Here is a 24,707-nt window from a genome sequence, read left to right as displayed (position 1 = left end):
TGTCGACGGGTGCCAAATCGGGTTCGGCACGGCGGCAACGGGTTCAATCACACTGCACTGCCAGACAGGTCTTCTGCCGCCGGCGCCACCTTGGGGCGCGGGCCTGCCACAAAACCGGGCCTGGTGCATCACGGGTGTCATCAGCGCGGCGCATAAAATCTTGCGAATCAACGACTTACGACGCAAATGACGGGCCGCATTATAGAAGCCAAAGCCAGACGGTCAGTTGCGCAAAGCCCGAAACCCGCGCAAACCCCAATGCCCGCCGCCAAAGTGCGCTTGCAAACGGTGGATGAGGGCTCGGTCGGGCAGCGCCTGGACAACTACCTGCTGCGCGAGCTCAAGGGCGTGCCCAAGACGCACATTTACCGCGTGATCCGGGCCGGCGAGGTGCGCGTCAACAAGGGCCGCGCGCAGGCCGACACCCGGCTGGAGCTGGGCGATGTGGTGCGCATCCCGCCGGTGCGGGTGGCGGAGCGGCCGGCAGAGGCCCTGGCCGAGCTGGCCCCGCCGCGCGAATTTCCGCTGGTGTTCGAGGACGAGCACCTGCTCGTCATCGACAAACCCGCCGGCGTGGCCGTGCACGGCGGCTCGGGCGTGAGCTTCGGCGTCATCGAGCAGCTGCGCCGCGCCCGCCCGCAGGCCAAGTTTCTGGAGCTGGTACATCGCCTGGACAAGGAAACCAGCGGCGTGCTGGTGCTGGCCAAGAAGCGCTCGGCTCTGACCCATCTGCAGGACCAGTTCCGCGGCCGCGAAACCGGCAAGACCTATGCCGCCCTGGTCTGGGGCGATTGGCCCGAGAAGCTCAAGGTCATCGACGTCGCCCTACACAAGTACCTGGATGCCGACGGCGAGCGTCGTGTGCGCCAGGTCACCAGCAGCCACGATCCGGCCGCCGAGCAGGCCAAGCGCTCCATCACGCTGGTGAAGGTGGTGAAGCGTCTGGGCTGGGCGACCCTGCTGGACGTGACCATCAAGACCGGCCGTACGCACCAGATCCGCGTCCACTTGGCCGAGGCCGGCCATGCCATCGTGGGCGACCCGAAGTACGGCGATTTCGCGAAGAACAGGGACATGGCCCGCGGACCGCAGCGCTTTGAGCGCATGTTCCTGCACGCCCGTCGCCTGCAGTTTGCCCACCCCCAAACCGCCGCGCAGCTGGTGTGCGAGGCGCCCCTGCCGACCGAGTGCCGGCATTTGATCGAGACCGCATGAACCCCCGTTTTGAGCTGCTGGCCTTTGACTGGGACGGCACCCTGTTCGACTCCACCGCCTGCATCGTCAAGAGCATCCAGGCCGCAGCGCGCGAGTTCGGCCTGCCCGAGGTGCCGACTGAGCGCGCGCGCCATGTCATTGGCTTGGGCCTTGAGCCGGCGCTGCAGATCGCCGTGCCCGAGCTGCCGCGCGAACAGTACCGCGAGCTGGCGAACGCCTACCGCCGCCACTACTTCGCCAGCGTGCATGAAGTGACCCTGTTCGAGGGCGTGCCCGAGCTGCTGCACGAACTGGCCGGTCGGGGCCACCGCCTCGCCGTGGCCACGGGCAAGAGCCGTCGCGGCCTGGACGAGGCCCTGCGCCAGGTGGGTCTGCAAGATTTGTTCGAGGCCACGCGCACGGCGGACGAGACCGCCAGCAAGCCCAACCCGCAGATGCTGCACGAGCTGATGGACGAGCTGGGAGTGCCAGCCCACGCCACCTTGATGATTGGCGACACCACGCACGACCTGCAACTGGCCGCCAATGCCGGCACGGCGGCGCTGGCCGTGGGTTTTGGCGCCCACGGGCACGAGGAACTGCAGAGCCTGCGCCCGCTTGGCCTGGTGCATGACGTGCCGGCGCTGGCGCATTGGCTGCGCACCCATGGTTGAGCCGCTGCGCGTCTGCCCGAGCGACGCGCTGGAAGAGCGCGGCCTGGGCGTGCAGTGGGAGCTGCGCTACTGCGGCATGGACGAACGCGCATTCGCGCTGCGCATCGACGGCGAGGTGGTGGCCTACCTAAACCGCTGTGCCCATGTGCCCACCGAGTTGGACTGGCAACCCAACGAATTCCTGGATGCCGAAAAGCGCTACATCCTCTGCGCCGTGCATGGTGCCGTCTACTCGCCCAAGACCGGCGCCTGCCTGATGGGCCGCTGCGGCCGCGCCGGCCTGATCCCGGTGAGCGTGGCCGAGTTCGATGGATTCGTGCATTGGTATCCTTCCGACACCCTTCAGCCGCCCCTTGAGCCGGCGGCCCCAGCCCCCGGAGAGCCCACGGCTCCTGCCCCATGAATCCGAACGATCCGCCGGTCCTGCCGGACCCCACCCCGGAGCCGGCCGAGATGCTGCGCCCCAGCGCCGCGCCCGCGCCCGCCGCGGCCGCACCCAGCCACGAAGCGCTGGCCCTGCAGCTGGCGCGCGACTACCTGGACGAGAAGCGGCGCGAGCGCCGCTGGCGCGTTGGCCTGCGTCTGGCTTGGCTGCTGCTGGGAACCCTGCTGCTGTGGCAGCTGTGGGCGCAGCAGAACCCGGCGGCCGTGTCCGGCACGCCGCACACCGCGCTGGTGGAAGTGCACGGCGAGATCGCGCCTGGGACCGAGGCCAGTGCCGAGGTGCTGGTGTCGGCCCTGAAGAACGCCTTCGCCGACCAGGGCGCGCGCGCCGTGGTGCTGCGCATCAACTCGCCCGGTGGCAGCCCGGTGCAGGCCGGCATCGTCTACGACGAGATCCGTCGCCTCAAGGCCCTGCATGGCAAGCCGGTCTATGCGGTGGTGGAAGATATCTGTGCGTCCGGCGCCTACTACATCGCCGCCGCGGCCGATCAGATCTTTGTCGACAAGGCTTCGATGGTCGGCTCGATCGGCGTGCTGATCGATGACTTCGGCTTCAGCGGCCTGATGGGCAAGCTGGGCATCGAGCGCCGCCTGATCACCGCGGGCGCGCACAAGGGCCTGCTCGACCCCTTCTCGCCCCTGCCCGAGAAGGAGCGCGCGCTGGCCCAGGCCATGATCGACGAGGTGCACGAGCAGTTCATCGCCGTGGTGCGCGAGGGCCGTGGCAAGCGTCTCAAGGAAGACGGTGAGACCTTCTCCGGCCTGGTCTGGAATGGCAGCCGGGCGGTCGAGATGGGTCTGGCCGATGCCTTCGGCAATCTCGATCATGTGGCGCGCGAGGTGGTCGGTGCTGAAGAGGTGATCGACTACACCCCGCATGACAACGTGGCCGAACGCCTGGCCAAGCGCTTTGGGGCGGCGATGGGCGAGGGCGCCGTGAAGGCCCTGCGCCACAGCCCAAAGCTGCAATGAACTTCGACTGGGCCGCCGGCTACCCGAGCCAGCGCAGCCCGGTGTTCGGGCATCGCGTGGTGGCCACCAGCCACCCACTGGCCGCCCAGGCTGGCTTGCAGATGATGCTGCGCGGCGGCAATGCGGTGGATGCCGCGATCGCCACCGCGGCCTGCATGACCCTGGTGGAGCCCTGCAGCAATGGGCTGGGTTCCGATGCCTTCGCGCTGATCTGGGCCGGTGGCCAGTTGCATGGCCTGAATGCCAGTGGCCCGGCGCCGGCGGGCTGGACGCCCGAGCACTTCCGCGTCCACGCGAACATGCCGCAGCGCGGCTGGGACGCGGTGACGGTGCCCGGCGCCGTGGCCGGCTGGGCCGCGCTGCACCAGCGCTTTGGCTCACTGCCCTTTGCTGATCTGCTGCAGCCGGCCATCGAGATCGCCGAGCAGGGCTACGCCGTGCCCGTGGGCGTGGCCGACAAATGGGCGCGCGCGGCCCAGGTGCCGGAGCTGGCCGGTGGCGGCGGTTTCGCTGAAGCCTTCCTGCCCCACGGCCGTGCGCCGCGGGTGGGGGAGCGCTTTGCTTTCCCCGCCGCCGCACGCAGCCTGCGGCTGATTGCCGAGACCCGCGGCGAGGCCTTCTACCGCGGCGAGATTGCCGCGGCGCTGGAGCGCTTTGCGCGCGCCGGCGGTGGGCAGTTGCGCGCGGCGGATCTGGCGGCCTACCAGCCCGAGTGGGTGGCGCCGATCGCTACCGACTTCCAGGGCCACCGCGTGCATGAGATCCCGCCCAACGGCCAGGGTATCGCCGCGCTGATGGCCCTGGGCATGGCGCGCCATCTGGACCTGGGCCGCTACCCGGTGGACGACTGGCGCACGCAGCACCTGCTGATCGAGGCGATGAAGTTGGCCTTTGCCGACGTCTACCGCTACGTGGCCGAACCCGCCGCCATGCCCTTCGGCAGCGCTGCGCTGCTGGATGCTGACTACCTGCGCCACCGTGCGGCGCTGATCGACCCGGCACGCGCGCAGAACTTTGGCGCCGGCAACCCGGTCAGGGGCGGCACCATCTACCTGACGACGGCCGATGCCCAGGGCATGCAGGTCAGCTTCATCCAGAGCAATTACATGGGCTTCGGCTCCGGCCTGGTGCTGCCGGGCTATGGCGTGAGCCTGCAGAACCGCGGTGCCTGCTTCACGCTGGAGCGTGGGCATGCCAACGAAGTGGGGCCGGGGAAGCGGCCCTTCCACACCATCATTCCGGGCTTCCTGACAAAGGACGGTGCGGCGCAGATGGGCTTCGGCGTGATGGGCGGCAATATGCAGCCGCAAGGCCATCTGCAGACCTTGGTGCGGATACTGGTGTATGGCCAGAACCCGCAGGCTGCCTGCGATGCGCCGCGCTGGCGCTTCAACCAGGGCCTGCACCTGAATGCCGAGCCGCATTGGCCGGCCGCCACGCTGCAAGGCCTGCAGGACGCCGGCCATCAGATCGGCGACATTCACGACAGCTACCAGGACTTCGGCGCCGGTCAATTCATCTGGCGAATGGATGGGCCGGAGGGTGGCCCGTCGGGTGATCCGGCCGTGACGGGCTATGTGGCCGCCAGTGATCCGCGCCGGGACGGCGCGGCCGTGGCGTTCTGATTCGGCCTTCCAAATGACGATGGTCACGCTGGGGGCGAATCGCTACCATCTGGGCCTTCCACTCGCCACCCTTCCAGCCCATGACCAAGCTGCTTGACGCCACCTGAGGGTCTGCTCCCTCATTCCCCGGCTGCATCCTTGCGGCTGTTGCGTCTTGCCTGCTTTGCTGGAGTTTCCCGATGTTGAACGCATGCCTCGCCTGGCTGCGCCAGCGCTTTGCGCTTCCTCCTGAGGACCTGCTGCGCGACCGTGTCTATCGGCGCCTCTGGACCTCGATCCTGATTTCCTCCATCGGTGGCCAGATCACTTTGCTGGCCCTGCCGCTGACGGCAGCGGTGCTGCTGCACGCCAGCCCCACACAGATGGGCTTGCTGACGGCGATGGAGATCGCGCCCTTCGTGCTGTTCTCGCTGCCGAGCGGCGTGTGGCTGGACCGCGTGCGCAAGCTGCCTGTGTACGTGGTGGGCGAGCTCAGCATGGGCTTGGCGCTGCTGACGGTGCCGATCGCCCACTGGATGGGCTGGCTGGGCATGGGCTGGCTGTATGGCGTGGCCTTTCTGCTCGGCTGCTGCTACACGATCGCCGGCAGCGCCGCGCAGATCGTGCTGACCCAGGTGGTGCCGCGCGAGCGCTTAGTGGAGGCCCATGCCAAGAACGCGCTGGCCAGCAGCGGCCCGGAAGTCGTCGGCCCCGCGGTGGCGGGCCTGTTGATCAAGCTGGTGGGCGCGCCACTGGCGCTGGCGGTGGATGCCTTGATGCTGGCGCTCTCGGCCGCCATCCTGAAGGGCATCCATGTGGTCGAGCACCTGAGCGAGCGCAGCGGGGCCGGTTTTCGGGAGGAGCTCGCCGTGGGTCTGCGCTTCGTGCGCAGCCAGCCGCTGCTGCCGGTGCTGGCCGCCACGGTGGGCGGCTGGCAGCTCTGCCACAACGCCGCGCTGGTGGTGCAGATCCTGTTTGCCACGCGCGAACTGGGCATGAGCAGCTCGGCCGTCGGCCTGAGCTATGTGGGCCTGGGCGTGGGCACGGTGCTGGCTTCGGTGTTCGGGCATCGCATCAGCGAGCGCCTGGGACCCGGCCCTTGCCTGGTCACAGGCATCGCCATCTCGGCCCTGGGTTGGGGCGTGCTGGCGCTGGCGCCGCTGGGGCCCTGGGGTGTGGCGGCTTTTGCCGCCATGCTGAGCCTGTTCGGCGTCGGGGCGGTGCTGATCTTCATCAACTTCCTGTCCCTGCGTCAGGCCGTGACGCCGCAGCCCCTGCTGGGCCGCATGACGAGCACGATGCGCTGGCTGATCCTGCTGCCCGCCGGCCCCGGCGCTTTGCTGGGTGGCTGGCTGGGCGAGCACTTCGGCCTGCGCTCGGCCTTGGGCTTTGCCTGCGGCGCCGGCCTGCTGCTGGCGGCGGTGGCCTGGCGCAGCGCCACCATCAGCGGCGTGCGCGCCCTGCCCAAGATCGACCACGACGCCGCCGCTGCAGCTGCTTAAGGCTCGGTCAGGGAGGGAAGAGATCAAGTGCCGCCGTGGAACCGGCTTTGCCGGGCCACTGGCGGCGCCCCCTGGGGGGAGGCGGCCTCTTGGGCCGCTTCGGGGGGGGTAAAACTTCTTGCCGATGCCGATGCTGAAGAGAACCGGGTCGACCTTGAACTCGCCGACCTTGGTGCCCTTGGACTTCACGTCGGTGCCGATCTGCACCTTCTTCGCGTCGACGTTGAAGACCCAGCCCTCGCCCATCGGCACGTCAAAGCCGGCGCCGTAGGCGAAGCCCACGCTGGTCTTCTTGATCGAGGGATCCAGGGCCGCAGCCACGGCGGGGTTGAACTTGACCGACGAGAAGTGCGTCAGGTTCAGGCCGGCGCCCACATAGGGGCGGAAGCCCATGCCAGTGAAGTGGTACTGCAGCGAGAAGGTGGGCGGCAGGTGCTTGAGTGTGCCGATCTGGGTGCTGCCCGAGCGGATGTCGTGCTTCTGCGGATAGGTCAGCACCAGCTCGGCCGCCAGGTTGGGCGTGAAGAAGTAGCTGATGTCGACCTCGGGGAAGGTCTTGTTGTTGACCGACAGGGCCAGCGGGGTGCTGTCCTTGTTGGCCGAATCCAGATGCAGGGCGCGGACGCGCACCAGCCAATCGCCTTGCGCCTGAGCCTGCGCCGGCACGGCAACGAGCAGGGTGGTGGCGGCCACGGTGGCCAGGGCAAAGAGGGCGACGTGCTTGCGGGACATGGTCAGTGACTCCGGGTGGGTTGGGAATGGAGCCATTGCACCGGTCGCGCCGCGGTCGTCGTTTGATCAGGGTCAACCCTGAGGGCGCGTTTTGTGCGGCGCAGCACGCGCTTTGCGTTGGATCAGATCGCGCGAGCCGCCTGTTGCCAAGCGGCCACGCTCAGGGGGCAAGCAAGTCCAATTGGTCGGTGATCAGCCCATCGATGCCGGCGGCCCGCAGGCGCTGCACCTCGGCCGCCTCGTTCACCGTGTAGCTGAGCGCCTTCAGGCCCTGGGCATGCAGGGCGGCGATGGCGGCGGCATCCAGGCTGGCGTGGTGGCACACCACCGCGCAGGCGTGCAGGGCCAGGGCCTGCCGCGGGGCATCGTCCTGCCAGTGCTCCAGCAGCAGGGCCAGCGGCCAGCCGGCATCCGCCGCGTGGGCGGCGCGCAAGGCTTCGGGCTCAAAGGAGCTCAGCAGGGGCTGGCAGGGCGCTTGCCAATGGGCGCGCAGCCAGCGCGCCACACCCGCGCCCACGCGCTCGGCCTGGCCGGGGCTGGGTTTGAGCTCCAGGTTCAGGGCCAGATCCCCGGCCGCAGCCTGTTCGGCCAGGACGGCCAGGCTGGCGGGTGGCTCGCCGGCGAAGGCGGGGGCGAGCCAGCTGCCCGCATCCAAGCGCTGCAGGGCGGCCCACTCCAGCGCGCAGGCCAGGCCCGCGCCATTCGTGGTGCGCTCCAGCGTGTCGTCGTGCAGCAGGAAGGGCACGCCATCGGCGCTGAGTTGCACATCGCATTCGAAACCGCGAAAGCCGGCCGCCCGACCCACGCGGAAGGCGGCTAGCGTGTTCTCGGGGGCTTGTTTGCCGGCGCCGCGGTGTGCGATCCAAAAGGGGTAAGGCCAGGCCATGGTTTTCTCCGTTCAGCTTTCGTCAGGGAAGCAGGCTGGGCGGCTACGCCTAGGCTCAATGCCTGTAGGGCGAAGGCAGCTGAGCTAGTATCCCCAACCCCCTGACGCTGCCTCCCGCAGCGCCCCGAGGTCCCCGCCCATGAATGCAGCGTTGCCGCTGACCGCCCCGGTCGCCGCCCCCGAGATCGACGAGCAGGCCCCCGCACGCCTGCGCGAGATTCCCTACAACTACACCTCGTTCTCCGACCGCGAGATCGTGCTGCGCCTGCTGGGCCCGCGCGCCTGGGCCCTGGCCGAACAGTTGCGCGGCCAGCGCAACACCGGCCGATCCGCGCGCATGCTCTACGAGGTGCTGGGCGACATCTGGGTGGTGCAGCGCAACCCCTACCTGGAAGACGACCTGCTGGCCAATCCGCGCCGGCGCGACGCCCTGGTGGAGGCCCTGTACCACCGCCTGCGCGAGGTGGATCGCCGCCGCGACCCCAGCAAGGACCCCGAGCGTGACGCCCTGGTGGGCGAGCTGCTCGACCTCGCCGGCCAGGCGGTGCAGCGCTTTGCCGCACGCTTCCGCGAGGTCTGGGACCTGCGCAAGCGCGCCGCCAAGGCCCTGGGAAAGCACACCGCCAAGGACAACATCAAGTTCGACGGCCTCTCGCGCGTCAGCCACGTGACCGACGCGACCGACTGGCGCGTCGAATACCCCTTCGTGGTGCTGACGCCCGATACCGAGGCCGAGATGGCCGGCCTGGTGGCCGGCTGCATCGAGCTGGGTCTGACCATCATTCCGCGCGGCGGCGGCACCGGCTACACCGGCGGCGCCGTGCCCCTGGTGTGGAAGAGCGCGGTCATCAACACCGAGAAGCTCGAAGCGCTGCGTGGCGTGGAGATGCTGCAGTTGCCGGGCCTGGACCGCGAGGTGGCCACCATCTACAGCGAGGCCGGCGTGGTGACGCAGCGCGTGGCCGACTTGGCCGAGCAGCATGGCTTCGTGTTTGCGGTGGACCCCACCAGCGCCGAGGCCAGTTGCATCGGCGGCAACATCGCCATGAATGCCGGAGGCAAGAAGGCGGTGCTGTGGGGCACGGCGCTGGACAACCTGGCCTCCTGGAAGATGGTGACGCCCGACGCCAAGTGGCTGGAGGTGGTGCGCCTGAATCACAACCTGGGCAAGATCCATGACGTCGAGACGGCCAGCTTCGAGCTGCGCTACTTCGATGCCAGCGGCAAGACGCTGGAGAAGACCGAGCGCCTGGACATTCCGGGTCGCGTGTTCCGCAAGGAAGGCCTGGGCAAGGACGTCACCGACAAATTCCTCGCCGGCCTGCCCGGCATCCAGAAGGAAGGCTGCGACGGCCTGATCACCAGCGCGCGCTGGGTGGTGCACCGCATGCCCAAGGCGGTGCGCACGGTCTGCCTGGAGTTCTTCGGCAATCCCAAGGATGCCGTGCCCTCGATTGTCGAGATCAAGGACTATCTGTTCGCCTCCACCAAGGAAGGCAAGGCCATCCTGGCCGGCCTGGAGCACCTGGATGACCGCTACCTGAAGGCGGTGGGCTATGCCACCAAGAGCAAGCGCGGCGGCTTCCCGAAGATGGTGCTGATCGGCGACATCGTGGGTGACGACGAAGCGGAAGTCGCGCGCGCCACCTCCGAGGTGGTGCGCATTGCCAACGCCCGCAGCGGCGAAGGCTTCGTGGCCGTGAGCGCCGACGCGCGCAAGAAGTTCTGGCTGGATCGCAAGCGCACCGCGGCGATTGCCAAGCACACCAACGCCTTCAAGATCAACGAGGACGTGGTGATTCCGCTCGAGCGCATGGGCGAGTACACGCTTGGCATCGAGCGCATCAACATCGAGCTCAGCCTGCGCAACAAGCTGGAGCTGGTGGACCGTCTGCAGGCCTTCTTCCAGCAACCGCGTCTGCCGCTGGGCCGCAGCGACGACGCCAGCGAGATCGGCAGCAGCGAGCTGCTGGAAGACCGCGTGGTGCAGGCCCTGGCGCTCATCAACCAGGTGGGCGAGCAGTGGCAGCGCTGGCACGATGAACTCGATCTGCCGCGCGCTGGCGAAGGTTCATTCTTTGAGCAGCTCCAGTCGGCGCAGTTGCGCGCCAGCTGGAAGCGCGAACTGCTGAAGCCTCTGCAGGCCCTGTTCAGCGGCGCGGCCTACGCGCCCATCATCGAAGGCATTCGCGCCATTCACCAGGAGGTACTGCGCGGCCGCGTCTGGGTGGCGCTGCACATGCACGCCGGCGACGGCAATGTGCACACCAACATCCCGGTCAACTCCGACAACTACGCGATGCTGCAGACCGCCCATGAGGCGGTGGGCCGCATCATGAAGCTGGCACGCTCGCTCGGTGGCGTCATCAGCGGCGAGCATGGCATCGGCATCACCAAGCTGGAGTTTCTGACCGACGCCGAGCTGGCCGGCTTTGCCGACTACAAGCGCCGCATCGACCCCGAAGGCCGCTTCAACCGCGGCAAGCTGCTGCGTCTGGGGCAGGACAAGGAAATCCCCTTCGCTGACCTGACCAATGCCTACACGCCGTCCTTCGGCCTGATGGGGCATGAGTCGCTGATCATGCAGCGCTCCGACATCGGCGCCATCAGCGACTCGATCAAGGACTGCCTGCGCTGCGGCAAGTGCAAGCCGGTCTGCGCTACGCATGTGCCGCGCGCCAACCTGCTCTACAGCCCGCGCAACAAGATCCTCGCCACCTCGCTGCTGATCGAGGCCTTCCTGTACGAGGAGCAGACCCGGCGCGGCATCAGCGTGCAGCACTGGGAAGAGTTCGAGGACGTGGCCGACCACTGCACGGTCTGCCACAAATGCGCCAGCCCCTGCCCGGTCAAGATCGACTTCGGCGATGTGTCCATGAACATGCGCAATCTGCTGCGCAAGATGGGTCAGAAGAGCTTCCGCCCCGGCAATGCCGCGGCGATGTTCATGCTCAACGCCACCAACCCCGAAACCATCAAGCTGGCGCGCAGCGCCATGGTGGGCGTGGGCTTCAAGGCGCAGCGCCTGGCGCACGATGTGCTGAAGAAGTTCGCGAAGAAGCAGACCTCGGCACCGCCCAGCACCGTGGGCCCCGCACCGGTGCGCGAGCAGGTCATCCACTTCATCAACAAGAAGCTGCCCGGCGGCCTGCCCAAGAAAACCGCGCGGGCGCTCTTGGACATCGAGGACAAGGACTACGTCCCCATCATCCGCAATCCCGCCACCACGACGTCGGACACCGAGGCGGTGTTCTATTTCCCCGGTTGCGGCTCGGAGCGCCTGTTCAGCCAGGTGGGCCTGGCCACCCAGGCCATGCTTTGGCATGCTGGTGTGCAGACCGTGCTGCCGCCCGGCTACTTGTGCTGCGGCTACCCGCAGCGCGGCTCGGGCCAGTTCGAGAAGGCCGAGCAGATGATCACCGACAACCGGGTGCTGTTCCACCGCGTGGCCAACACCCTGAACTACCTGGACATCAAGACCGTGGTGGTGAGCTGCGGCACCTGCTTTGATCAGCTGCAGGGCTACCGCTTCGAGGACATCTTCCCCGGCTGCCGCATCGTCGACATCCACGAGTACCTGCTGGAGAAGGGCATCAAGCTCGAAGCCGGCGGCGCCTATCTGTACCACGACCCCTGCCACAGCCCGATGAAGCAGCAGGAGCCGATGAAGACCGTCAAGGCCTTGGTGGGCGAGCAGGTGCTGCAGAGCGCACGCTGCTGCGGCGAATCGGGCACGCTGGGTGTGACGCGCCCCGACATCAGCACGCAGATCCGCTTCCGCAAGGAAGAGGAACTGCGCAAGAACGCTGCGCAAATTGCGCCGCAGGGCGGTGACGTCAAGATCCTGACCAGCTGCCCGAGCTGCCTGCAGGGCCTCAGCCGCTATGGCAATGACCTGCAGAACGGCCTGCTGGAGGCCGACTACATCGTCGTCGAGATGGCCAACAAGATCCTCGGTGCGAGCTGGATGCCGGAGTACGTGGCCAAGGCGAATGCGGGCGGGATCGAGCGGGTGCTGGTCTAAGGTGGCCGATTGCCGTGGCGCGTCAGGATGCGCGCCAGGCTGCCATCGCGCGCCATCGCGGCCAGTGCCTCGTTGTAGCGCGCCACGAACTCTGGCGGCGTGCTGCGCTTGCTGAAGGCGGTGTAGGAGGGCTCGCTCTCCACCACCAAGGGTGCGGGCGCCAGGCGCTGATCCAGGGCCAGGCGGCGCAGTTCGTAGCCGGCGGTCAGCTCGTCCACCAGCATGCCGTCGATGCGCTCGCGGTCCAGCATCAGCCACAGGCTGCGCCGATTCACCACCGTGTGGATATGCGGCTGCAGGGCCGGATCCCGCTGCAGCTCGCTGAATTCGGGCCCGTAGACGACGCCGGGCAGCACCCCGAGCGTGACGCCACCCTGCAGCCACTCGCGCAGGTTGCGCGCCCTGAAGCCGGGCAGGTCGGCGCGGCGTACGAACAGGCGCTTGCGGGCCTGCAGCACCGGGGCGGAAAACCAGGCAAAGCGCTCGCGCTCGGGGCGGCGGAAGGCGCTGCCCATCATGTCCAGGCTGCCGGCTTCTAGCTCACGCAGGCCGCGGCCGAACGGCATCTCCTTGAATTCCAGCCGGCAGCCCAGACGGCGCATCAGCTCCTGATTGATTTCGATGTCGATGCCCTGGAGTTCGCCATCGGCGCCGCGCGCGCTGTAGGGCGCGTCGTCGCTCCAGCGCAGGCTCTTCACGCAGGCCGGCGCAGGCAGGCACAGGCCCAGGGCCGGCAGGAGCAGGAGCAGGCGCAGCAGCGGAGGCTTGCGGAACATGGCGGGTGGTGGAATGCGGGCTTGTTCGATGCTAGCCGCGGGCTGCCGCGCTCCACCATGAATTCCTGCCCGCTCTGCGCCACCGAGGGTGGCCTGCCCCTGTACCGCGACGAGCTGCTGCGCGTGGTGCGGGTGACCGACACCCCCGAGCACCCGGCCTTCTACCGAGTCATCCTGAACGCCCATGTGGCGGAGTTCAGCGCCCTACCGCGCGCCGAGCGGGTGCGGCTGATGGAGACCGTCGTGGCGGTGGAACGGATCCTGCTCGACACCCTGCGCCCGGCCAAGATCAACCTCGCCAGCCTGGGCAATGTGGTGCCGCATCTGCACTGGCATGTGATTGCCCGCTTCGCGGACGACGCCCAGTTCCCGGCGCCCATCTGGGCCGCTGCACAGCGCGAACGGCCCGCCGCGGCGCTGCAGGCCCTGCAGGCGCAATGGCCTGCGCTGGATGCGCAGGTGGCGCAGCTTGTGGCTTCAGTGCGCTGAGCCGACCGGGCGCTGCAGCGCGCCCCGTGCATCCAGCCCGTACGGGGCCAGCAGGGTGGCGTAGCGGCCACTGGCCTTCAGCGTTTGCAGCGCGCCGTTGAAGCGTTCGACAAACTCGGCCTCGGTGCTGTGCCGGCTCCAGGCGCTGCCGCCGCGCTCGACGGCCAGCGCCAGCTCGCTGGGCACGATCAGGTCCTGCAGACCGAGGGCACGCAGCTCGTGCACGCCGGTCAGTTCGTTGGCCAGCACGCCGTCAAGCCGGTGGCGCGCCAGCATCTGCCACAGGCTTTGCCGATAGGGCACTTGGATGATCTGGGCGCGATGCCTGCGGTCTTCCAGCAGGGCTACGAACTCGCTGCCATAGGCCACTCCGGTCTGGCCGCCAAGGCGCCAGCCGGCGGCCACCAGGCCGGCCAGGCGCAGGTGCTGGGTGGGGCCGGTGTCCGGGCGGCGCACGAACAGCACATTGCGCAGCTGCAGCAGCGGGCGCGAGAAGCGCGCATAGGCCTCGCGCTCGGGCCGTGCCAGCGTGGCGGGGATCACGTCCACCTCGCCCGCGCGCAGGGCGGCCAGGGCGCGGGCGAAGGGCAGCTCCTGCAAGCGCAGCTCGCAACCCAACAGGGCCAGGAGTTCGCGGTGCAGCTCGATTTCAATGCCCCCCACGCTGCCGTCGGGCAGACGCATGGTGTGAGGCGGGTCCTCACTCCAAGCCAGCGTCTTGACGCAGGCCGCCTCGGCGGGCACCGCCATGCCGAGCAAGCCGAGCAAGCCGAGCAGCAGGCTGGCAAGAGCCTGGGCAAGGGCGCGGCGGGACACGGCAGGCGGCATGGGCGATTTGAGTGTGGAGGGCCTGGCTGACGCCAAGCTGGCGCGCCGGGGGCGGGCTGGCACCCGCATGGTGCGGGCTGTGCGCAGGGTGGTGCAAGATGGGTTTCACCTTGCTCCGAAGTGGGGCGCAGGCCCAAGCACAAGCCCGACAGACTGGTAGTCTCGCTCGGCACGACCCTTGCACCGCCCTTGTGCATCCACCGGGAGTCCCATGCACGCACTCCAGCTACCGCCGCCCCAGCATTTCGACGAGATGCTGCTCGCCAGCGGCGCCATCCGTCCGCAGTACCAGGGCTTTGCCGACTGGCTGCAGGCGCAGACGCCGCAGCATCTGGCCGCCAAGCGCGCCGAGGCCGATCTGCTGTTCCATAAGGTCGGCATCACCTTCGCCGTGTACGGAGACGAGGCCGGCGCCGAGCGTCTGATCCCCTTTGACACCGTGCCCCGCATCGTCCCTGCCGACGAGTGGGTGACGCTGCAGCGTGGCCTGGCCCAGCGCGTCACGGCGCTGAACCGCTTCCTGCACGACATCTACCACGGCCACGACATCGTCAAGGCCGGGCTGGTGCCGGCCGATCAGGTGTTTGCCAATGCCCAGTACCAACCCGCCATGCAGGGCCTGGACCTGCCGCACGGCATCTACGCGCACATCACCGGCGTGGACCTGATCCGCCATGCCGACGGGCATTACTACGTGCTGGAAGACAACCTGCGCGTGCCCAGCGGCGTCAGCTACATGCTGGAGAACCGCAAGATGATGATGCGGCTCTTCCCCGAACTGTTCGATCGCTACGCGGTGGCGCCCGTGGCCCACTACCCGACGCTGCTGCTCGACACGCTGCGCCAGTCCGCCACCGCCGACGACCCGACCGTGGTGGTGCTGACGCCGGGCCCGGCCAACAGCGCCTACTTCGAGCACGCCTTCCTGGCCCAGCAGATGGGCGTGGAGCTGGTGGAGGGGCAGGACCTGTTCGTCAAGGGCGGCTATCTGTACATGCGCACCACGGTGGGGCCGAAGCGGGTGGATGTGATCTACCGCCGCATCGATGACGCCTTCCTCGACCCGCTCGCCTTCCGTGCCGATTCGATGCTGGGCGTGCCGGGGCTCCTGAGCGTCTACAAGCTCGGCCACCTGGTGCTGGCCAATGCCATCGGCACCGGCGTGGCGGACGACAAGTCCATCTACCCCTATGTGCCGGACATGGTGCGCTTCTACCTGGGCGAGGAGCCCATCCTGCGCAATGTGCCGACCTGGCAATGCCGCAAGCCCGACGACTGCGCCCATGTGCTGGCGAACCTGAAGGACCTCGTCGTCAAGGAGGTGCATGGCGCTGGTGGCTACGGCATGCTGGTGGGGCCGGCCGCCACGGCGCAGGAGATTGCCGACTTCGCCGAACGCGTCAAGGCCGACCCCGGCAATTACATCGCCCAGCCCACGCTGGCGCTCTCCAGCTGCCCGACCTTTGTGGAGAGCGGCATCGCACCGCGCCACATCGACCTGCGGCCCTTCGTGCTGAGCGGCCGCGAGGTGCGCATGGTGGCGGGCGGGCTGACACGGGTGGCGCTGAAGGCCGGCAGCCTGGTGGTGAACTCCTCACAGGGCGGCGGCACCAAGGACACCTGGATTCTGGAGAGCCCCTCATGCTGAGCCGCACCGCTTCCCAGCTCTACTGGATGAGCCGCTACATGGAACGGGCCGAGAACCTGGTGCGCATGCTTGACGTCACCCAGAGCCTGAGCCTGATGCCGCAGAGCCGCGGCGCCGCCACCGAGCTGGCCGCACCGCTGGCAGTGACGGGCGCCCTGCAGGCCTACCAGGCGCGCCACCCGCGCTTTGACGCCCGCAGCCTGTTCGAGTTCATGGCGCTGGACCTGGACAACCCGGCCTCGGTGCGTTCCTGCCTGCGCAGCAGCCGCGAGAACGCCCACGCGGTGCGCGGCCAGATCACTGCCGAGATGTGGGAGGCTGTCAACGCCACCTGGCTGGAAGCCAAGAGCCTGCCAGCACGGCTGCGCGACAACCCATCCAGCTTCTTCGACTGGGTCAAGGAGCGCTCGCACCTGATGCGCGGGGCCACGGTGGGCACCTTGCAGCGCAACGACGCCTACTGCTTCATCCGCCTGGGCACGTTCATCGAACGCGCCGACAACACCGCACGCCTGCTGGACGTGAAAAGCCAGCTGATCGAACCGGCCGAGGACAGCCTGCAGCCGGTCGCCGCGCGCCAGGACAGCAGCGCCGAGTTCTACGCCTGGAGCGCGCTGCTGCGCTCACTCTCGGCCTTCGAGGCCTATCACGCGGTGTACCGCGACAGCCTGGACGCGCGCCGCGTGGCTGAGCTCCTGATCCTGCGCGACGACGTGCCCCGCTCGCTGCGCAGCTGCGCCGCCCAGGTGGCCGATGTGCTGCCGCAGATCGAGTGCCAGAGCGGCAGCCTGGACGCCGGCCGCACCCCGAAGCTGCTGGCCGGGCAGATGGCGCTGCAACTGCAGCATGCGGACATCGATGCCATCTTGGACACCGGCCTGCATGCCTGGATCACGCGCTTCCTGGAGGAGTCCGCGCAGCTCTCCGGCGCCATCAGCCGTGCCTACTTCGAGGCGCATTGACCATGTTGCTGCACATCGCCCACGACACCACCTACCGCTACGACGCCCCGCTGCGCCTTTCCACCCAGTACATTCGTCTGAGCCCGCGGCCCACGCCCGGTCTGCAGGTGCTGCGCTGGGCCCTGGAACTGCCGGGCCCGGCCGTGCAGGCGCTCGATGCCTGGGGCAACACCCTGCATGTGCTGACGCTGGAAGGCGACCGCCGCGAGATCCATCTGCGCGCCCTGGGGGAGGTGCTGACGCCGGACGGCCCGCAGCCGCCCGAGCCCGAGGACGCCTTGCCGGCCCCGGTGTTCCTGCGCCCCACGCTGCTGACCACCCCTGACGCGGCCCTGCAGGCCTTCGCCCTGCAGCACGCCGCCTCCGTGCAGGCGGCGCCCGAGGCCGGCCTGATGCAGCTCATCGAAGCCCTGCTGCAGCGCATGCCCTACATCCCTGGCGGCACTGACGCGGCCACCCCGGCCGGCCAGGCTTTCGCCACCGGCCATGGCGTGTGCCAGGACCATGCGCAGGTCTTCATCACCTGCTGCCGTCTTCTGGGCCTGCCGGCCCGCTATGTGTCCGGCTACCTGGCCACCGACGCCGAGCATGTGGCCAGCCACGCCTGGGCCGAGGTGCGGCTGCCGGCCGGCTGGGTGGGTTTCGACATTTCGAACCGCTGCCGCGCCGACGGCCATCACGTGCGGCTGGCTTTCGGGGCGGATTACGCGGATGCCTGCCCGGTGCGTGGCATGCGCAGCGGTGGCGGCCTGGAACAATTGGCGACTTTCGTCCGAGTCACCGCTGCCCCCGACCAATGACCTACTGTGTCGCCATGCGCCTGCGCGCCGGCCTACTGTTTGCGTCCGACACCCGCACCAATGCCGGTGTCGACCACATCGCGCAGTTCCGCAAGATGACGCTGTTCCACATCCCGCACCAGCGCGAGATCGTGCTGCTCAATGCCGGCAACCTGGCCACCACGCAATCGGTGGTCTCGCTGCTGCAGCAGCGCCTGCTGCACGAGGTGCCGAACATGCTCAACGTGCCCAGCCTGTACGACGCCGCCGTGCTGGTGGGCCAGACCTTGCGCGAGGTGGTGGCGCGCGACAGCGATGCCGGCCACGGCCCCAGCCAGGGCGTCGACTTCGGTGCCAACTTCCTGCTCGGCGGCCAGATCATGGGTGAGGGCCCGCGGCTCTTCCATATCTACCCGCAGGGCAATTTCATCGAGGCGACGGAAGACACGCCGTACTTCCAGATCGGCGAGAGCAAGTACGGCAAGCCCATCATCGACCGCGTCATCCGCTACGACAGTACCGAGCTGCCCGAGGCGGCCAAGTGCACGCTGGTCAGCTTTGATTCCACCATCCGCTCCAACCTCAGCGTCGGCCTGCCCATCGACATGGTGCTGCTGCGCGCCAACCGCTTCGAGGAGCCGATGAAGGCGCACCGCGTGACCGCCGAGTCGGCCTACTTCCAGCAGCTGCGCAAGGGCTGGAGCGAGGGCCTGCGCAAGGTCTTCGAATCGCTGCCCGACGAGCCCTGGTTCGAAACCTGATGCGCATCGCGCTGTTCAGCGCCAAGCGCTACGACCGCCAGAGCTTTCTGGCGGCCGGCGCACGCGACATCGAATTCATCGAAGCCCGGCTGGACCTGCACAGCGTGGGCGCGGCGCAGGGCTGCGAGGCCGTGTGCGCCTTTGTCAACGACCAGCTGGATGCGGACGTGCTGACGCAGCTGCGTCGGCTCGGGGTGCGCCTGTTGCTGCTGCGCTGTGCCGGCTACAACCATGTGGACCTGGCGGCCGCGCAGCGCCTTGGGCTGGCGGTGGCACGGGTGCCCGAATACTCGCCGCATGCGGTGGCCGAGCACACCCTGGCCCTGCTGCTGACCCTGATTCGCAAGACGCACCGCGCCCATGCCCGGGTGCGCGAAGGCAATTTCGAACTCGACGGGCTGCTCGGCTTCGACCTGCACGGCAAGACGGTGGGCGTGATCGGCACCGGGCGCATCGGCCGCTGTGTGGTGCGCATCTTCCAAGGCCTGGGCTGCGAGGTGCTGGCGCATGATCCCCAGCCGGACGCCACGCTCGGCGCGGCCTATGTGGGCCTGCATGAATTGCTGCAGCGCTCCCGCTTGGTGCTGCTGCAATGCCCGCTGAATGGGCACACACACCACCTGATCAACGCCGAGCGCCTGAGCTGGATGCAGCCCGGTGCGGTGCTGGTCAACACCAGCCGCGGCGCGGTGATCGACACGCTGGCGGTGATCCAGGCGCTCAAGAGTGGGCAACTGGGTGGGCTGGCCATCGATGTCTACGAAGAGGAGGCCGAGCTCTTCTTTGCGGACCACTCGGACGAGATCCTGACCGACGACGTGTTCGCGCGCCTGCTGACCTTTCCGAACGTGCTGGTGACGGCGCACCAGGCCTTCTTCACCGAGGAGGCCCTTGCTGCGATCGCGCGCACGACGCTCGCCAACGCTGCCGCCTTCGTGGCCCACGGACAGGTCTTGCACCCCGTGGGCGAGGCCTCCATCACCCGCTCCTGAGGGCTGGTGTCCGCTCCGATCGGCGCTTTGTCATTGCGGCCGCCCGAGGGTGAAGTTTGCGGCTGGGGAACTTCCCGGGTGGGTTGGCCCGAGCCGGGAAAGTCCCTGCGTTGCAGGTACGCACAGTTACGCCGTATGAAGGATTGAAGTTCCTAGACTTGCACCCCATGCCAAGCGGGCCACCCCCGTGCGGCGAACGGGGCGATCGCGCGCCCCACCTGCTCAGGCAGTCCGAGGGTCTTGCAGTCGAAGCCCCCGTGTAGGCAAAGAAAGCGGCGCCCGCCGCTCGCGTCCCAGCAGTAGCCGGATGACCTCCGGACCGCAGTTCGCATGGCCCCCACCGGGGCCCCTTTGTTTCCCCTTTTGGAGCGTTGGAATGTCGATCTCGAAGAAGGCCCCGCAGCGGGCCCTGTTGTCTCTTTGCCTGAGCGCTGGCCTGGTGGGCCTGGCCCAGGCAGGTGGTGCGGCCGATACCGTGAACACCGTCCGCGGCGCGTTCACCGACCGCATGATCATCAAGTACCGCGATGACGCACCGGCTGCCCGCATGGCGGCCGACGGTGCGTTCGTGCCTCCGGGCCTGGCCCGCATGGCCCAGGAAGCCGGCCTGAGCATGGCCGAGCTCAAGACCAATGGCCTCGGCGCCAAGGTCTACAAGCTGAACAAGTGGGCCAGCGTGAGCGAGCTGCAGGCCATGGCCGCGCGCATGGCGGCAGCCGACAGCAGCATCGAGTACGCCGAGCCGGACCGCCGCATGTACGCGCTGATGACGCCCAACGACACCGACTTCAGCAAGCTCTGGGGCATGGGCACGGGCGCTGGCGGCATCCGTGCCACCACCGCCTGGGACACGCACAACGGCGCCGGCGTCGTCGTGGCCGTGCTGGACACCGGCATCCGCGCTTCCCACCCGGACCTGAGCGGCCAGACCGTGGCCGGCTACGACATGATTGCCGACACCTTCGTGTCGAATGATGGCAATGCGCGTGACACCGACCCGTCTGATCCGGGTGACTGGTCCACCGCTGGTCAGTGCGGCACCGGTGAGCCGGCCTCGAACTCCAGCTGGCACGGCACCCACGTGGCCGGCACCATCGCGGCCAAGGGCAACAACAGCCTGGGCGTGATCGGCGTGGCCTACGGCGCCAAGATCCAGGCCGTGCGTGTGCTCGGTCGTTGCGGCGGCTACACCTCGGACATCGCCGACGCCATGATCTGGGCCTCGGGCGGCACCGTCTCCGGTGTGCCGGCCAATGCCACGCCGGCCAAGGTCATCAACATGAGCCTGGGCGGCGGCGGCGCTTGCGACACGACCAGCCAGAACGCCATCAACAGCGCCCGCTCGCGCGGCACGACGGTGGTGGTGGCTGCGGGCAATGAGAACCAGAACGCCAGCAATAGCAACCCCGCGAATTGCGCCGGCGTCATCGCCGTGGCGGCCGTGGGCCCGACCGGTGGCCGTGCTTCCTACTCCAACTACGGCACCGTGGTCGATGTGGCGGCTCCTGGCGGCAACATGAGCACGGGCACGGCCAACGGCATCTACTCGACGCTGAACGCTGGCACGCAAGGCCCGGGCGCTGACAACTACGCCTACTACCAGGGCACCTCGATGGCCACGCCGCACGTGGCGGGCGTTGCGGCGCTGCTGTACCAGGCCAAGCCGACGGCGACGCCGGACCAGATCGAGGCTGCCATCAAGAACAGTGCCCGTGCCTTCCCGGCCACTTGCAGCCAGTGCGGCACCGGCATCGTCGACGCCCCGGCGGCCATCGCGGCCATCACGGGCGGCGCCACCCAGCCCCCGGGCGGCACGGCCAATGAAGTCGAGTCCAACAACACCACTGGCACCGCCAATCTGGTGGGCACCAGCAACACCACGGTGAATGGCAGTCTGTCCAGCACGACCGACACGGACTACTTCCGCGTCGACCTGCCGGCCGGCAAGACCCTGACCGCCACACTCAACGGTGGCAGCAAGGACTACGACCTGTACATCGTCAACAGCTCGGGCACGACCCTGGCATACAGCGACAAGGGCGCTGGCCAGATCGATACCGCCAGCAGCGCCAATACCGGGACGACCACCTCGACCCGCTATGTCCGCGTCAAGTACTACAGCGGCGGTGCAGGCACCTACACCTTGAACCTGAAGTGGTAAGCCCCTTCTAGGAACTTGGCAGCCAGGCCCCGGGCGACCCCCGGGGCCTTTTTCATGGGCTTCTTACACTCCAACCTTTCCGCCTCTCCCACCATGGCCGGCCTGCGTCCCGAATCTCCCCGCCCCACCGCCATCACCTTGCACCAGGCCAGTCAGCGCCTGGAGCTGAGCTTTGACGACGGTGCCGCGTTCAGCCTGCCCTTCGAACTGCTGCGCGTGTGCAGCCCCTCGGCCGAGGTGCAGGGGCATGGCCCCGGGCAGGAAGTGCTGCAGGTGGGCAAGCGGGGCGTGCAGATCACGGCGCTGGAGCCCGTCGGGCATTACGCCTTGCGCCCGGTGTTCAGCGATGGCCACGACAGCGGCCTGTACTCCTGGGATTACCTCTACCAGCTCGGGCGCGACCAGGATCGCCTCTGGGCCGACTACGAAAGCCGGTTGCGCGCCGCAGGCGCCAGCCGCGATCCGGCATGACTGACGACAAGACCCATTTCGGCTTCCAGCAGGTCGACGAGCGCGAGAAGGCGCGCAAGGTGCGCGGGGTGTTCGATTCCGTGGCCTCGCGCTACGACCTGATGAACGACCTGATGTCGGCTGGAGCACACCGCGCCTGGAAGGCCTACACGGTGGCCGTCGCCGGCCTCGCGGGCGGCGAAACAGTGCTGGACATTGCGGCCGGCACCGGCGATCTGACGCAAGCCTTCGCCAAGCGGGTCGGTCCGCGTGGCCTGGTGCTGCATTCCGACATCAACGAAGCCATGCTGCGGCAAGGCCGCGACCGCCTGCTGGATGCCGGCACGCTGACGCCCAGCCTGCTGGCCGATGCCGAGGCGCTGCCTTTTGCCAGCGAGCGCTTTGATCTCGTCAGCGTGGCCTTCGGCCTGCGCAACATGACGCACAAGGACAAAGCCCTGGCCGAGATGAACCGCGTGCTCAAGCCCGGCGGCCGCCTGCTGGTGCTGGAGTTCAGCAAGGTCGCCGCACCCCTGCAGAAGGCCTACGACTGGTACAGCTTCTCCGTGCTGCCGCGCCTGGGCCAGTGGATTGCCGGTGATGCCGAGAGCTACCGCTATCTGGCCGAGTCGATCCGCATGCATCCCGATGCCGCCACCCTCAAGCAGATGATGAAGAGCGCCGGTTTCGGCCATGTGGATGTGCACAAGCTCAGTGCTGGCGTGGTGGCCCTGCATGTGGGCATCAAATGCTGAAGCGCGGCCTGGGAGTGCTGGCGACCGCCTTGACCCTGGCGGCCTGTTCACCGAGTGACCCGGACCACCCGGTGGCGGCGCGGGTGAACCGCGAGGAGATCAGCGAGCGCCAGGTGGATGCCTTCATCAAGCAGCAGCCCCAGGCCCGGCCGGAGCAGGGTGAGGCCCTGAGCCGCAAGGCCCTGGACCAGCTGATCGACCAGGAGCTCGCGGTGCAGAAGGCCGAGGAGCTGCGTCTGCACAAGGACCCCAAGGTGCTGCAGCAGATGGAGGCGGCGCGCCGGCAGATCCTGGCAGCTGCCTATGCCGATCAGGTGCGTGCCGCGGCGGGCAAGCCCACGCAGGAAGAGGTGCAGCGCTACTACGACGCCAACCCCGCGCTGTTTGCCGAGCGCCGCATTTACAACCTGCAGCGCCTTGACATCGAAGCGCCACCCGAGCAACTGGACACCCTGCGCGCACGCCTGGCCGCCAGCAAGAACCTGACCGAGTTCACCGCCTACCTGAAGGCGCAGAACCTGCGCTTTGCCGCGCAGCAGACGGTGGCCGCGGCCAATGAATTGCCGCTCGCCAGCCTCGGCACCCTGGCCCAGATGAAGGACGGGCAATCGCTGCTCAACCGCACGCCCAATGGCTTGCAGGTTGTCATCCTGCTCAGCTCGCGCCCCCAGCCGGTGGATCTGGAACGCGCCCGGCCGATGATCGAAAACTTCCTCGGCAACCAGCGCCGCAACGAGCACTGGCAACAGGAACTCAAGACCCTGCGCGCGGCGGCCAAGATCGAATACCAAGGGCGCTTCGCGACAGCCCCTGCCGCGCCGGCGGCATCGGCGCCTGCGGCGGCTGGGGCCTCCGCCGTGCTGGCCCCCAACCCCTCAACCACGCCCCAGTACACGCACTGAGGCGGCGCGGGCTCAGGCGCCCAGGCGCCCGGCCAGGATCTGCACGATGCGCTCGGCCGCCTTGCCGTCCCACAGGGTGGGGCGGCGGCCGCGCTTGCCACCGCCGGCCAGCACGGCCTCGCAGGCGGCGATGACGGCGGCGGGCTCGGTGCCGGCCAGGATGTTGCTGCCCTCATCCACGGTGATCGGGCGCTCGGTGTTGTCGCGCATGGTCACGCAGGGCACGCCCAGCGCCGTGGTCTCTTCCTGCAGGCCGCCGCTGTCGCTCAGCACCAGCGCGGCGTCCTTCCAAAGATGCAGGAAGGCCATGTAGGGCTGCGGGCCCAGCAGGGTGACGTTGGGGCCCAGGTCGATGCCAGCGGCTTCCAGGTTCTTGCGCGTGCGCGGGTGCACCGGGAAGCAGACCGGCACCTGCTCACCGATGCGGCGCAGCACGCCGGCCACGCGGCGCAGATTGTCATCGCCGTCCACATTGCTGGGGCGGTGCAGGGTCACCACCGCGTAGCGCGGGTGCGCAGCCTTGAAAGCCTGGGTCTCGAAGCCCGAGGTGTCGGCCGTTGCCAGCTTGGCAGCCTGGTAGAGCACGTTGTCCACCATCACATGGCCGACGTCGAATACCGCGTCCATCGACTTGCCCTCGCGCCGTAGGTGCTCCAGGCCGCTGGGCTCGGTCACGAAGAACCAGTCGGTGATGGCGTCAGTGACGAGACGGTTGATTTCCTCCGGCATGGCCATGTCCCCGCTGCGCAGGCCCGCTTCCACATGGGCCACCGGGATCTGCGCCTTCTTGGCCACGATGGAGCAGGCCAGTGTCGAGTTCACGTCGCCCACCACCAGGCAGCAATCGGGGCGCTGTTCGCTGCAGAGCTGTTCGTAGGCCAGCATGATCTTGCCGGTCTGTTCGGCGTGGCTGCCGCCGCCGCAGCCCAGACGCACATCGGGCTGGGGGATGCCGAGCTCCTCGAAGAAGATCTCGTTCATCTCGCGGTCGTAATGCTGACCGGTGTGCACGATCTTGAAGTCCAGCCGGCCGTCGGCCTGCAGGGCCCGCACCAGCGGGGCGATCTTCATGAAGTTGGGACGCGCACCGGCGACCAGGTGGATCAGGGGCTTGGCCATTGGATTCAGGGGGAGGGAAGGCTGCGCGGATTCTCGGCGCAGGGCGAGAATGC

At 68.3% G+C, this 24,707-nt stretch carries 21 protein-coding genes and 1 pseudogene; 17 read left to right on the top strand and 5 right to left on the bottom strand.

What is annotated here, in order from left to right; translation table 11 throughout:
* Positions 1 to 258 precede the first annotated feature (258 nt).
* The 6 genes from ACE3QP_RS05965 (at position 259) to ACE3QP_RS05940 (ending at position 6,390) form a co-directional block, all read left to right on the top strand.
* On the top strand, positions 259 to 1,215 hold the full coding sequence (locus ACE3QP_RS05965) for an RluA family pseudouridine synthase (RefSeq protein WP_374434383.1): 957 nt from the start codon (positions 259 to 261) through the stop codon (positions 1,213 to 1,215).
* A complete protein-coding gene (locus ACE3QP_RS05960) occupies positions 1,212 to 1,868 on the top strand; it encodes an HAD-IA family hydrolase (RefSeq protein WP_374434381.1) in 657 nt (218 codons plus the stop codon). Before ACE3QP_RS05965 ends, ACE3QP_RS05960 begins: the two co-directional genes overlap by 4 nt.
* Positions 1,861 to 2,271 carry a Rieske (2Fe-2S) protein gene (locus ACE3QP_RS05955; protein WP_374434379.1) on the top strand — a complete coding sequence of 137 codons (411 nt, stop codon included), beginning with the start codon at positions 1,861 to 1,863 and terminating at the stop codon, positions 2,269 to 2,271. The genes ACE3QP_RS05960 and ACE3QP_RS05955 overlap by 8 nt, the downstream gene beginning before the upstream one ends.
* Positions 2,268 to 3,284, top strand: coding sequence for a S49 family peptidase (locus tag ACE3QP_RS05950; RefSeq protein ID WP_374434377.1), 1,017 nt, complete (start codon positions 2,268 to 2,270; stop codon positions 3,282 to 3,284). Before ACE3QP_RS05955 ends, ACE3QP_RS05950 begins: the two co-directional genes overlap by 4 nt.
* On the top strand, positions 3,281 to 4,909 hold the full coding sequence (locus ACE3QP_RS05945) for a gamma-glutamyltransferase family protein (RefSeq protein ID WP_374434375.1): 1,629 nt from the start codon (positions 3,281 to 3,283) through the stop codon (positions 4,907 to 4,909). The genes ACE3QP_RS05950 and ACE3QP_RS05945 overlap by 4 nt, the downstream gene beginning before the upstream one ends.
* A 179-nt stretch (positions 4,910 to 5,088) precedes the next feature.
* On the top strand, positions 5,089 to 6,390 hold the full coding sequence (locus ACE3QP_RS05940) for an MFS transporter (protein WP_374434374.1): 1,302 nt from the start codon (positions 5,089 to 5,091) through the stop codon (positions 6,388 to 6,390).
* A gap of 111 nt (positions 6,391 to 6,501) precedes the next feature.
* Here the strand turns inward: ACE3QP_RS05940 and ACE3QP_RS05935 are convergent.
* A pseudogene (locus ACE3QP_RS05935) lies at positions 6,502 to 7,122 on the bottom strand (OmpW family protein); the annotation flags it as partial.
* Positions 7,123 to 7,282: 160 nt separating this feature from the next.
* Positions 7,283 to 8,008 (bottom strand): glycerophosphodiester phosphodiesterase, encoded by a 726-nt coding sequence (ugpQ, locus tag ACE3QP_RS05930; RefSeq protein WP_374434372.1) that lies wholly within the window; start codon positions 8,006 to 8,008, stop codon positions 7,283 to 7,285.
* A 139-nt stretch (positions 8,009 to 8,147) separates the two neighbouring features.
* Here ugpQ and ACE3QP_RS05925 point away from each other — a divergent pair, with 139 nt between their 5' ends.
* Positions 8,148 to 12,032: a DUF3683 domain-containing protein gene (locus ACE3QP_RS05925; RefSeq protein WP_374434370.1), complete on the top strand. Its 3,885-nt coding sequence runs from the start codon at positions 8,148 to 8,150 to the stop codon at positions 12,030 to 12,032.
* Here the strand turns inward: ACE3QP_RS05925 and ACE3QP_RS05920 are convergent.
* Positions 12,029 to 12,808 carry a substrate-binding periplasmic protein gene (locus ACE3QP_RS05920; protein ID WP_374434368.1) on the bottom strand — a complete coding sequence of 260 codons (780 nt, stop codon included), beginning with the start codon at positions 12,806 to 12,808 and terminating at the stop codon, positions 12,029 to 12,031. The two genes, ACE3QP_RS05925 and ACE3QP_RS05920, sit on opposite strands and share 4 nt — an antisense overlap.
* A gap of 57 nt (positions 12,809 to 12,865) precedes the next feature.
* Between ACE3QP_RS05920 and ACE3QP_RS05915 the strand changes: the two genes are divergently transcribed.
* Entirely contained in the window at positions 12,866 to 13,297 is a 432-nt protein-coding gene (locus ACE3QP_RS05915; RefSeq protein WP_374434366.1) for an HIT family protein, read from the top strand.
* Here ACE3QP_RS05915 and ACE3QP_RS05910 read toward each other — a convergent pair.
* Positions 13,286 to 14,113 carry a substrate-binding periplasmic protein gene (locus tag ACE3QP_RS05910; protein ID WP_374434365.1) on the bottom strand — a complete coding sequence of 276 codons (828 nt, stop codon included), beginning with the start codon at positions 14,111 to 14,113 and terminating at the stop codon, positions 13,286 to 13,288. The genes ACE3QP_RS05915 and ACE3QP_RS05910 overlap by 12 nt on opposite strands.
* 223 nt (positions 14,114 to 14,336) lie before the next feature.
* On the opposite strand from ACE3QP_RS05910, the gene ACE3QP_RS05905 reads away from it, so the two are divergent.
* The 9 genes from ACE3QP_RS05905 (at position 14,337) to ACE3QP_RS05865 (ending at position 23,535) form a co-directional block, all read left to right on the top strand.
* A complete protein-coding gene (locus ACE3QP_RS05905; protein WP_374434363.1) occupies positions 14,337 to 15,773 on the top strand; it encodes a circularly permuted type 2 ATP-grasp protein in 1,437 nt (478 codons plus the stop codon).
* Entirely contained in the window at positions 15,767 to 16,735 is a 969-nt protein-coding gene (locus ACE3QP_RS05900; RefSeq protein WP_198111735.1) for an alpha-E domain-containing protein, read from the top strand. The genes ACE3QP_RS05905 and ACE3QP_RS05900 overlap by 7 nt, the downstream gene beginning before the upstream one ends.
* Before the next feature lie 2 nt (positions 16,736 to 16,737).
* Positions 16,738 to 17,535 carry a transglutaminase domain-containing protein gene (locus ACE3QP_RS05895; RefSeq protein WP_374434361.1) on the top strand — a complete coding sequence of 266 codons (798 nt, stop codon included), beginning with the start codon at positions 16,738 to 16,740 and terminating at the stop codon, positions 17,533 to 17,535.
* Entirely contained in the window at positions 17,532 to 18,275 is a 744-nt protein-coding gene (locus ACE3QP_RS05890; protein ID WP_374434359.1) for a peptidase, read from the top strand. Before ACE3QP_RS05895 ends, ACE3QP_RS05890 begins: the two co-directional genes overlap by 4 nt.
* Positions 18,275 to 19,267, top strand: coding sequence for a 2-hydroxyacid dehydrogenase (locus tag ACE3QP_RS05885; RefSeq protein WP_374434357.1), 993 nt, complete (start codon positions 18,275 to 18,277; stop codon positions 19,265 to 19,267). Before ACE3QP_RS05890 ends, ACE3QP_RS05885 begins: the two co-directional genes overlap by 1 nt.
* A gap of 376 nt (positions 19,268 to 19,643) precedes the next feature.
* Positions 19,644 to 21,428 carry a S8 family peptidase gene (locus ACE3QP_RS05880; protein ID WP_374434355.1) on the top strand — a complete coding sequence of 595 codons (1,785 nt, stop codon included), beginning with the start codon at positions 19,644 to 19,646 and terminating at the stop codon, positions 21,426 to 21,428.
* Positions 21,429 to 21,521: 93 nt separating this feature from the next.
* Positions 21,522 to 21,899 (top strand): gamma-butyrobetaine hydroxylase-like domain-containing protein, encoded by a 378-nt coding sequence (locus ACE3QP_RS05875; protein WP_198111729.1) that lies wholly within the window; start codon positions 21,522 to 21,524, stop codon positions 21,897 to 21,899.
* Positions 21,896 to 22,633 carry a bifunctional demethylmenaquinone methyltransferase/2-methoxy-6-polyprenyl-1,4-benzoquinol methylase UbiE gene (gene ubiE / locus ACE3QP_RS05870; protein ID WP_374434353.1) on the top strand — a complete coding sequence of 246 codons (738 nt, stop codon included), beginning with the start codon at positions 21,896 to 21,898 and terminating at the stop codon, positions 22,631 to 22,633. Before ACE3QP_RS05875 ends, ubiE begins: the two co-directional genes overlap by 4 nt.
* Positions 22,627 to 23,535, top strand: a complete 909-nt coding sequence (locus tag ACE3QP_RS05865) for an EpsD family peptidyl-prolyl cis-trans isomerase (protein ID WP_374434351.1) — start codon at positions 22,627 to 22,629, stop codon at positions 23,533 to 23,535. Before ubiE ends, ACE3QP_RS05865 begins: the two co-directional genes overlap by 7 nt.
* Before the next feature lie 12 nt (positions 23,536 to 23,547).
* On the opposite strand, the gene wecB is transcribed toward ACE3QP_RS05865, so the two are convergent.
* Complete coding sequence (gene wecB, locus ACE3QP_RS05860) at positions 23,548 to 24,654, bottom strand: non-hydrolyzing UDP-N-acetylglucosamine 2-epimerase (protein ID WP_374434349.1); 1,107 nt, start codon at positions 24,652 to 24,654, stop codon at positions 23,548 to 23,550.
* Positions 24,655 to 24,707 lie beyond the last annotated feature (53 nt).

The organism is Inhella sp. (assembly GCF_041912635.1).
GTDB lineage: Bacteria > Pseudomonadota > Gammaproteobacteria > Burkholderiales > Burkholderiaceae_C > Inhella.
This window is presented reverse-complemented; position numbering and strand designations above follow the sequence as displayed.